General features: G+C 66.3%; 9 protein-coding genes. 6 read left to right on the forward strand and 3 right to left on the reverse strand.

All coding sequences use genetic code 11. From position 1 onward, the window contains the following. Positions 1–21: 21 nt before the first annotated feature. Positions 22–1,707: a Na/Pi cotransporter family protein gene (locus AC1DKD_RS06790; RefSeq protein WP_441627037.1), complete on the reverse strand. Its 1,686-nt coding sequence runs from the start codon at positions 1,705–1,707 to the stop codon at positions 22–24. A 220-nt stretch (positions 1,708–1,927) separates the two neighbouring features. After that, positions 1,928–2,500 carry an adenine phosphoribosyltransferase gene (locus AC1DKD_RS06795; RefSeq protein WP_441627035.1) on the reverse strand — a complete coding sequence of 191 codons (573 nt, stop codon included), beginning with the start codon at positions 2,498–2,500 and terminating at the stop codon, positions 1,928–1,930. Positions 2,501–2,666: 166 nt separating this feature from the next. Here AC1DKD_RS06795 and AC1DKD_RS06800 point away from each other — a divergent pair, with 166 nt between their 5' ends. Then, entirely contained in the window at positions 2,667–3,245 is a 579-nt protein-coding gene (locus AC1DKD_RS06800; RefSeq protein ID WP_428180117.1) for a DJ-1/PfpI family protein, read from the forward strand. Between the two features lie 61 nt (positions 3,246–3,306). Continuing rightward, complete coding sequence (locus AC1DKD_RS06805; protein ID WP_035868349.1) at positions 3,307–3,690, forward strand: ribbon-helix-helix domain-containing protein; 384 nt, start codon at positions 3,307–3,309, stop codon at positions 3,688–3,690. A 27-nt stretch (positions 3,691–3,717) separates the two neighbouring features. Here the strand turns inward: AC1DKD_RS06805 and AC1DKD_RS06810 are convergent, their stop codons facing one another. After that, positions 3,718–5,697: a monovalent cation:proton antiporter family protein gene (locus tag AC1DKD_RS06810; RefSeq protein ID WP_428180116.1), complete on the reverse strand. Its 1,980-nt coding sequence runs from the start codon at positions 5,695–5,697 to the stop codon at positions 3,718–3,720. A 150-nt stretch (positions 5,698–5,847) separates the two neighbouring features. Here AC1DKD_RS06810 and AC1DKD_RS06815 point away from each other — a divergent pair, with 150 nt between their 5' ends. From AC1DKD_RS06815 to lptB, 4 genes are all read left to right on the forward strand, one after another. Then, complete coding sequence (locus AC1DKD_RS06815; RefSeq protein WP_035868380.1) at positions 5,848–6,831, forward strand: KpsF/GutQ family sugar-phosphate isomerase; 984 nt, start codon at positions 5,848–5,850, stop codon at positions 6,829–6,831. A 15-nt stretch (positions 6,832–6,846) separates the two neighbouring features. Then, positions 6,847–7,470: an LPS export ABC transporter periplasmic protein LptC gene (lptC, locus tag AC1DKD_RS06820; RefSeq protein WP_441627032.1), complete on the forward strand. Its 624-nt coding sequence runs from the start codon at positions 6,847–6,849 to the stop codon at positions 7,468–7,470. 189 nt (positions 7,471–7,659) lie between these two features. Continuing rightward, positions 7,660–8,304, forward strand: a complete 645-nt coding sequence (lptA, locus tag AC1DKD_RS06825; protein ID WP_035868341.1) for a lipopolysaccharide transport periplasmic protein LptA — start codon at positions 7,660–7,662, stop codon at positions 8,302–8,304. 36 nt (positions 8,305–8,340) lie between these two features. Further along, on the forward strand, positions 8,341–9,126 hold the full coding sequence (gene lptB, locus AC1DKD_RS06830; protein ID WP_045241335.1) for an LPS export ABC transporter ATP-binding protein: 786 nt from the start codon (positions 8,341–8,343) through the stop codon (positions 9,124–9,126). The last annotated feature ends 145 nt before the right edge of the window (positions 9,127–9,271 follow it).

The raw sequence follows: 9,271 nt of genomic DNA on the forward strand, positions 1-9,271 counted from the left end.
CCGATCCTCCATGCGGGCCCTTCAGTGCGCCTGCGCGGACGGCATTGCGCGCGTCGGCGGTTCGCTGTCGTCTTCCTTCATGCGGCTGCGGTTAAGCACGCCTGCCTCTTCCAGCACCGGATAGGCAGTGGCGCAGAAGAGCGAATTCAGGCGCTTCAGGTCGCTGATCACATCAAGGTGAAGCGAGCTGGTCTCGATGCTCTCGGCGGTCTGCACGGCGATGCGCTGCAGATGGCTGCGGGCGAACTTGCGCTCCAGATCGCGGAAGGTGGCCTTCTCGGCCATCAGTTGCTGCGCGCTTTTCAGGTCACCGGAGAGGAACACCGACAGCCCCAGGCGCAGGTTGGCCACGACGCGCGCGTGCATCTGCGAGATCTCCTGCATGCCCGCTTCCGAGAACGCCAGGTTATGGGCGATCTTCTTGTCGCGCGCGTCCTGCAGGATACGTTCGATGATGTCCCCGGCGTGTTCGAGGTTGATGGTGAGCGAGATGATTTCAGTCCAGCGCCGGCCATCGCGCTCGTCCAGCGCTTCGAGGCTGATCTGGGTCAGGTAGAGCTTGATCGCGGTATAGAGATCGTCCACCTCGTCGTCGATGCGGCAGGTGGCGGTGGCCAGCTTGGCATCGTTGGTGCGCAGCACGCGCAGCATATTGTCCAGCATCTGCTCGATGCGGTCGCCGATGCGCAGCACTTCGCGCGCGGCATTGGACAGCGCCAGCGCGGGCGTGGGCAGCGCGGCCGGATCAAGGTGGCGCGGAGTGACCTGGCTGTCGCCGGTGTTGCGGCCCGGCAGCACCTTTTCGCACAGGCGTGCCAGCGGACCGGTGGCGCCCAGCAGCAGCACCGCCAGCGCCACGTTGAACAGCAGGTGGAAATTGACCACCAGCCGCTGCGGATCGGCATCGACCAGCGCCAGCAGGTGCTCGGCCTGCCCCAGCAAAGGCAGCGCGATCACGCAGCCGAGCAGCCGCGACAGCAGGTTCCCCAGGGTGACGCGCTTGCCGGGCTGGTTATTGCCGGAGGTGGTCAGCAGCGCGGAGATGCCGGAGCCCAGGTTGGCGCCCAGCACCAGCGCCATCGCCACATGCAGCGACACCACCCCGGCCGAGGCCAGCGCCCCGCAGAACAGCACTACTGCCAGGCTGGAATAGCACAGGATGGTGAGGAAGGCGCCGATCAGCATATCCAGCGTGGGATCGCCGGTGAGCGTACCGAACAGCACCTTGACTCCGGCGGCCTGCACCACGGGCCGGGTGGCGATGGAAATCAGCTCGAGTGCCAGCGTGATCAGCCCGAGGCCGATCAGTACGCGGCCCACGTGGCCGGGCTTGTTGCCCTTCCAGGACAAATGCAGGATCACGCCGACGAAAATCAGCAGCGGCGACAGCCACGAGAGGTCCAGCGAAAACACCTGCACCATGAGCGCGGTGCCGACGTTGGCGCCCAGCATGATGGCSAGCGCSGGSGCCACGGCGATCAGGCCCTGGCCCACGAAGGAACTGACGATGACCGCGGTTGCGTTGCTGCTCTGGACCAGCCCGGTCACGCCGAGGCCGGCGGCAAACGCCGTGAAGCGGTTGGAAATGCTGGAGGAGAGCACGTGGCGCAAGTTGGCGCCATACACGCGCAGGATGCCGACCTTGACAATGTTGGTGCCCCACACCAGCAGCGCCACGCCGGAAAGCAAATGAAGTAGTACGCCCATGGTCCGCCCTAATGTGACCGGTGCCTCCATCGCTTGCGGACGCAAATGCAGATAAGCAAATGCAGATCGCACGATTCCGCCCGGCCATCGTATCGTTGTCAATGGGGCATTATGCTCCCGCGTGCATGTGCGGGCAACGCCATGGACGTATGGCTTGGAAGGGCCGCAACACCGCGCCCCGCCTGGGATGGGCGGAGCGCTGATGATCCCTGGGCAGGCGTCAGTGTCCGTCGAAGCGGCAAACCGTGAACAGCGGCAGGCCGCTGTCGAGCAGGTGGCGCGAGCCTCCCAGCTCGGGCAGGTCGACGATGGCGGCGCCCTCCACCACCGTGGCGCCCAGGCGTTCCAGCAGCTTGCGGCCGGCCATCATGGTGCCGCCGGTGGCGATCAGGTCGTCCACCAGCAGCACGCGGTCACCGGGCTTGCAGGCATCGGCGTGGATTTCGACCGTGGCGCTGCCATATTCGAGCTCGTACTCCTCCGCCACGGTCTGGAAGGGGAGCTTGCCCTTCTTGCGGATGGGCACGAAGCCAAGGTTGAGTTCGTAGGCCAGGATGGCGCCGAGGATAAAGCCGCGTGCGTCGATGCCTGCCACCATGTCAAGCCGGGCGTCCATATAGCGGTGCACGAAGACATCGATCAGTACGCGCAGCGACTTGGGGTCCTGCAGCAGCGGCGTGATGTCGCGGAACATGACACCGGGCTGCGGCCAGTCCGGCACGGTACGGATGCGTTCGCGCAGGTAGTGGGTGACGTCGCCAAGGGCGGACGACTGGATGGTGGTATTGGGCATGGGGACTCGGTCGGACAGCCAGCCGCGGCGGCAGGCTGCATGCGGTAATGGGTTACTACCCGGGCTGCCGCAAACGGCAACACAATGGGCCCAAGGCTCAGGCGGGCCGCACGGGCATTCCGGTGCGGCACCCGGCCTGACAGCCGTAACCATACAGGAGACCGTGATGGCAAAAAAGATCTTGATGCTGGTCGGCGACTATGCCGAAGACTATGAAACCATGGTGCCGTTCCAGGCCTTGCAGATGGTGGGCCACACGGTCCACGCGGTGTGTCCGGACAAGGCCGCCGGCGCCAGCTGCCCCACCGCCATCCACGATTTCGAGGGCGACCAGACCTACAGCGAGAAGCGCGGGCACAACTTCACGCTGAACGCGAGCTTTGCAGATATCGATCCGGCAGCCTACGACGGGCTGGTCATCCCAGGCGGCCGTGCCCCCGAATACCTGCGCCTGAACGAACGGGTGCTGGAGATCGTGCGTCACTTCGCCAGCGCCAACAAGCCGATCGCCGCGGTGTGCCACGGCGCCCAACTGCTGGCCGCGGCCGGCGTGCTGGAAGGCCGGACCTGCTCGGCCTATCCGGCCTGCGCGCCCGAAGTACGCCTGGCCGGCGGCAAGTACGCCGACATCCCGGTCGACCAGGCACACACCGATGGCAACCTCGTGACCGCCCCGGCATGGCCAGCGCATCCGGCCTGGCTGGCGCAGTTCCTTGCGGTCCTGGGCACCCGGATCGTACATTAGAGACTTCCGAACGCGGCCCGCGAGCATACCCTCGCGGGCCGCCACGCACGGGAGTTGTTCTATGTGTGAAATCTTCATCCGGGCCAACCCGCAGTCGTACGAGGGCCAGTCGCGCTCCCTGCGGCTGCACGGGGTGGCCACCAGCATCCGGCTGGAAAGCCTGTTCTGGGAAGTGCTCGAAACGCTGGCGCGGCGCGACGGCATGAGCGTGGGCCAGCTCATCACCCGGCTGCACGACGAACTGACGGCGTACCGGGGCGAGGCGGCGAACTTCACGTCATTCCTGCGCGTGTGCTGCCTGCGCTACCTGCTGCTACAAGGCGAAGGCCGCATCCCCGCCGATCAGAGCGTGCCGGTCGGCTCGCTCGATGCACGGGCCGTGCTGGAAGGCCTGCCGCCATCCTGGGCGGAACCGGCGCGCCCCGCCAGCCGCGCGGCGGCATAAGGCCGCATTCCCTGCGCGGCGTCAGAGTCAACCGGCAAGCATGCGCTGCTCGGCTGCCTCCAGCGCCTCGGGCTGCCCGCGCAGCACCACGATATCGCCCGGCTCCAGCACGGTTTCCGGCTGCGGATCGAACGCGCGGATGCCGCGCCGGCGCACCGCCGTCACCTCCACCCCGATGCGGTCCAGCCCTAGCGCGCCCAGCCGCCGCCCCACCGCCGTGGCCTCGGGGCCGAGCGAGACCGACTGCAGCCGCACCGACTCGCGCTCGACCATATCCTCCTCGTCGTCGCGTCCGTGGAAGTAGCCGCGCAGCAGGCTGTAGCGCGCATCACGCGCCTGTTGCACGCCGCGCACCACCCGCCGCATCGGCACACCCAGCAGCACCAGGGCGTGCGAGGCCAGCATCAGGCTGCCCTCGATGCTTTCCGGTACCACCTCGGTGGCGCCCGCCTTCTGCAGGATGTCGAGCTCCGAGTCGTCCATGGTACGCACGATGACGGGAAGCGCCGGTTCCAGCTCCTGCACGTGGTGCAGCACCTTGAGGGCGGAGGGCGTGTTGTTATAAGTGATGATCAAGGCAGCCGCCCGGTGCAGGCCCGCCGCGATCAGCGCCTCGCGCCGGCCCGCGTCGCCGTACACCACCGTGTCGCCCGCGGCGGCGGCCTCCCGCACCCGATCCGGGTCAAGGTCGAGCGCCACGTAGGTGATGCCCTCCCGCTCCAGCATATGCGCCAGGTTCTGGCCGCTGCGGCCGAAGCCGCAGATGATGGCGTGTTTTTCGGTCTGCAGGCTCTGCGCCGCGATGCGCGTCATATTGAGCGACTGCATCAGCCATTCGTTGGCGGCAAAGCGCAGCACGATGGCGTCGCTGTACTGGATCAGGAACGGCGCCGCCAGCATCGACAGCAGCATCGAGGCCAGGATGACCTGGATCAGCACCGGATCGACCAGGTTCAGGCCATCGATCTGGTTAAGCAGCACGAAACCGAACTCGCCAGCCTGCGCCAGCCCCAGGCCGGTGCGGATCGCTACCCCCTGGCGCGAGCCGAACAGGCGCGCCAGGCCGGCGATCAGCAGCAGCTTGAAGATGATCGGCACGATCAGCAACACCAGCACCAGCCACAGGTGATCGAGCACCACGTGAATATTGAGCAACATGCCGATGGTGACGAAGAACAGCCCCAGCAGCACATCGCGGAAGGGCTTGATGTCCTCCTCCACCTGATGGCGGTACGGCGTCTCGGAGATCAGCATGCCGGCGATGAAGGCCCCCAGCGCCATCGACAGGCCCAGCCGCTCGGTCAGCGCCGCCATGCCCAGCGTGACCAGCAGCAGGTTGAGCATGAACAGCTCCTGCGAGCGGCGCGCCGCCACCACATGGAACCAGCGGCTCATGACCCGCTTGCCGACAAAAAAGATCAGGCTCAGCGCCACCACGATCTTGACCGTGGCCAGGCCGAGCGCCATCGCCATGTCGCCGGGATCGCGCGACAGCGCCGGAATCACGATCAGCAGCGGCACCACCGCCAAGTCCTGGAACAGCAGGATGCTGATGATATTGCGCCCGTGCTCGCTTTCCAGCTCCAGCCGCTCCGACAGCATCTTGGAGACGATCGCGGTGGACGACATGGCCAGCGCGCCGCCCAGCGCCACCGAAGCCTGCCAGGACAGCGGAAACAGCCAGTTGAAGGCCCAGCTCGCCGGTATCACCACCAGCAGCGACAGCACCACCTGCGAGCCGCCCAGGCCGAATACCTGCCGTTTCATGGCTTTGAGCTTGCCCAGGCTGAACTCCAGCCCGATCGAGAACATCAAAAAGACCACGCCGAACTCGGCCAGGTATTTGGTCTGCGCGGTATCGCTGGCCAGCCCGAGCGCGTGCGGCCCGATCAGGATGCCGACCACCAGGTACCCCAGCATCGGCGGTAATTGCAGCATGCGAAAGGCGACCACGCCGAACACGGCGGCGGCCAGCAGCACAAGGGTCAGGTCCAGCGGAGAGTGCATCGGAAGGATCAGGGTACGCCACCACCGGGCCAGGACAACCCGGCTCGGGCGGCCCTGCCGGCGGATTGCGGCAAGCACGGCAGCCGCCCCGGCCGCCCGATCCCAGGAACAGCCCAAGCGCCATCGCATTCGTTGGTATACTTCGTCGCCATGATAGCTAATTTCAATGCGGATCGAGCACTTCGGCTCGCTCGCGAGACCCTCCAGATCGAAGCCGATGCCGTCGCCGCCCTCGCGGGCCGCCTGGACGGCGAATTTGCGCAGGCCGTGCAACTCACTCTGAATTGCAGCGGACGCGTCGTCGTGTCGGGCATCGGCAAGTCGGGACACATCGGCCGCAAGGTCGCGGCCACGCTGGCATCGACCGGCACGCCGGCCTTTTTCGTGCACCCGGCCGAGGCCAGCCATGGCGACCTGGGCATGGTCACGCGCGACGATGTGCTGATTGCCTTTTCCAATTCCGGAGAGACCGCCGAACTGCTGTCGATCGTGCCGATCGTCAAGCGCATCGGCGCCAAGCTGATCTCCGTGACCGGCAACCCCGCCTCCACGCTGGCCAAGCTGGCCGACGCCCACCTCAACGCCGGTGTGGAGAAAGAGGCTTGCCCGCTTAACCTGGCCCCCACCGCCAGCACCACCGCCGCGCTGGCGATGGGCGATGCGCTAGCGGTGGCGGTGCTGGACGCGCGCGGCTTCGGCGAGGAAGACTTTGCCCGCTCGCATCCGGGCGGCGCGCTCGGGCGCAAGCTGCTGACCCATGTGCGCGACGTCATGCGCAGCGGCAACGCAGTGCCCAAGGTACGCGAAAGCACGCCGCTGGCGCAGGCCCTGATGGAAATCACCCGCAAGGGCATGGCCATGACCGCGGTGGTGGATCCGGACGACCACCTGATCGGCGTCTTCACCGACGGCGACCTGCGCCGCCTGCTGGAAACGCCGCGCGACTGGAAGACCGTGCCCATCAGCGAGGTGATGCACCGCTCGCCGCATACGGTGGGGCCGGACCAGCTGGCGGTGGAAGCCGTGCAGGTCATGGAGGCGAACCGCATCAACCAGATGCTGGTGGTCGATGCCGACCAGCGCCTGGTCGGTGCCCTGCACATCCACGACCTGACCCGCGCCAAGGTCATCTGAGAGCACCCACAAACTATGCGGGATATCCTGTCCTCCCTGAGCCGGCTAGGAATGCGCGCCTTGCCGCTGCTGTTGATGGCGCTAGTGGCGGGCAGCACTTTCTGGCTGGTGCAGGTCAATTCCCCGAAAGAAGCCGCCACCGGGCCGGTGGGCAAGAAGCATGAGCCCGATTACTACATGGTCCGCTTCTCCGCCACCGAACTGGCCGAGGACGGCAACACCAAGATGCGGTTCACCGGCGACAAGATGATCCACTTCGAGGACGACCAGACCTACGAAGTGACGCGTCCGGCCATGCGCGCCTACGAAATCGACCGCCCGCCTGTCACGGGCCACTCCGATCGCGGCACGATGAACGCGGCAGGCTCGGTGATCGACCTGTTCGGCAATGCCTTTATCGTGCGTGCCCAAGGGCCGGACCCGGCCAAGGATCCGCAGATGACAGCCGCCTCGGAGTATTTCCAGGTGCTGATCAACGATGACATCGTGAAGACCGACAAAGCCGTCAAGCTGACCCGCGGCCCGTCGGTGATGACGGCAAACGGGCTGATCTTCAACAATGTCACCCGCGAAGTACAATTGCTGGGTAACGTACGCGGCACCATTATTACGGGGCCGCCGGCGAGTCCCGCGAAGTAGCCCAGATAACAAAGACCCGAGAGGCTGTTGCCAGATGAAGCGAAGCAGTGCTGGCCAGGCGAGCGGGCGCAAACGGTACCCAGGCGGGTGCCGCCCGCGCAGCCCCGCCCGCCTTGCCCGGAAACAGCCGCCAGGAAACGAAGCCGCCCGCGGGCCACAGCCGTCCGCGCCAACCGCCATCACGCCAACATGAATTCACTCCTGACGACATCGTCCTGTCGCCGCCGCAGCACGGCCGCTTTGCTGACGCTGGCAGCCGTCCTCGGCCTCACGCTGGCCGCGCCCGCCAGCGCGGAGAAAGCCGACCGCGAGAAACCGCTGGTACTGGAAGCCGACAACGCCAGCTATGACGACGTCAAGCAGGTTTATGTGCTGACTGGCAACGTGGTGCTGACCAAGGGCACCATGGTGTTGAAATCCGACGCGGCCGAAGTGCGCACCGATCCCGAGGGCTACCAGTACGCCGTGGCTACGTCCAAGGGCGGCAAGCAGGCTTATATCCGCCAGAAGCGCGACAACGTCGACGAATACATCGACGGCTGGGGCGACCGCATCGAGTATGACGGCAAGCAGGAGCTGTCCAAGCTGATCGGCCGCGCACGCATGGCGCGGCTGGCCGGCGCCAAGCTGGTCGACGAGATCCGCGGCGCAGTGATCACCTACGACAGCCGCAACGAGTTCTACACCGCCAGCGGCGGTACGGAGAACGCGACGGCGGGCAGCCCGTCCGGTCGCGTGCGCGCCGTGTTGTCGCCGCGCCAGGAGCAACCCGCCAGCGGCGCCGCCGGCGCCCCGCTGCCGCTCAAGCCTGCGCCCGCCCCCGTCAATCCCTGACGCCSCCGCGTCGCCCGATCCACGGATTCAGCCTTCATGACCGTTACCCAAACCGCACCCTCCCAGCCCGCCACCCTGAAGGACAGCAGCACGCTGGTCGTGCGCCACCTGAAAAAGCGCTACGGCTCGCGCACGGTGGTCAAGGATGTGTCCCTCGACGTAAAGAGCGGCGAGGTGGTCGGACTCCTGGGGCCCAACGGCGCGGGCAAGACCACCTCCTTCTACATGATCGTGGGACTGGTGGCGCTGGACGAGGGCGACATCGTGCTCGACGACAAGCACATCAGCGGCCTGGCCATTCACGAACGGGCACGCATGGGCCTGTCCTATCTGCCGCAGGAAGCTTCGGTGTTCCGCAAGCTGAATGTGCAGGAGAACATCCGCGCGGTACTGGAATTGCAGATCCAGGACGGCAAGCCACTTGGCAAGGCCGAACTCGAGCGCCGGCTGGACACGCTGCTCGATGACCTCCAGATTGCCCACCTGCGCGACAATCCGGCGCTTTCGCTGTCAGGCGGCGAACGCCGCCGCGTGGAAATCGCCCGCGCCCTGGCCTCGGCGCCCCGCTTCATCCTGCTAGACGAGCCCTTCGCCGGCGTCGACCCGATCGCGGTGGGCGAGATCCAGCGCATCGTCAGCTTCCTCAAGGCGCGCAATATCGGCGTGCTGATCACCGACCACAACGTGCGCGAGACGCTGGGCATCTGCGATCACGCCTACATCATCAGCGAAGGCGCCGTGCTGGCCTCGGGCCGGCCTGAAGACATCATCGCCAACGAGTCGGTGCGCAAGGTCTACCTGGGCGAGAATTTCCGCATGTAACGCGGCGCGCCACAGCAAGCGGCAGCTGCGGCGACCTTGTGCCCAAGGTGGCTCCGGTGTCGCCTTTTACCCTGCAACGATCACGGCGTCATCAGCGATAGCAATTTCCGTTCCACCGGCACGGAAGTTGGGCATAAAATAGGTC

Source organism: Cupriavidus sp. 05T313, assembly GCF_056396665.1.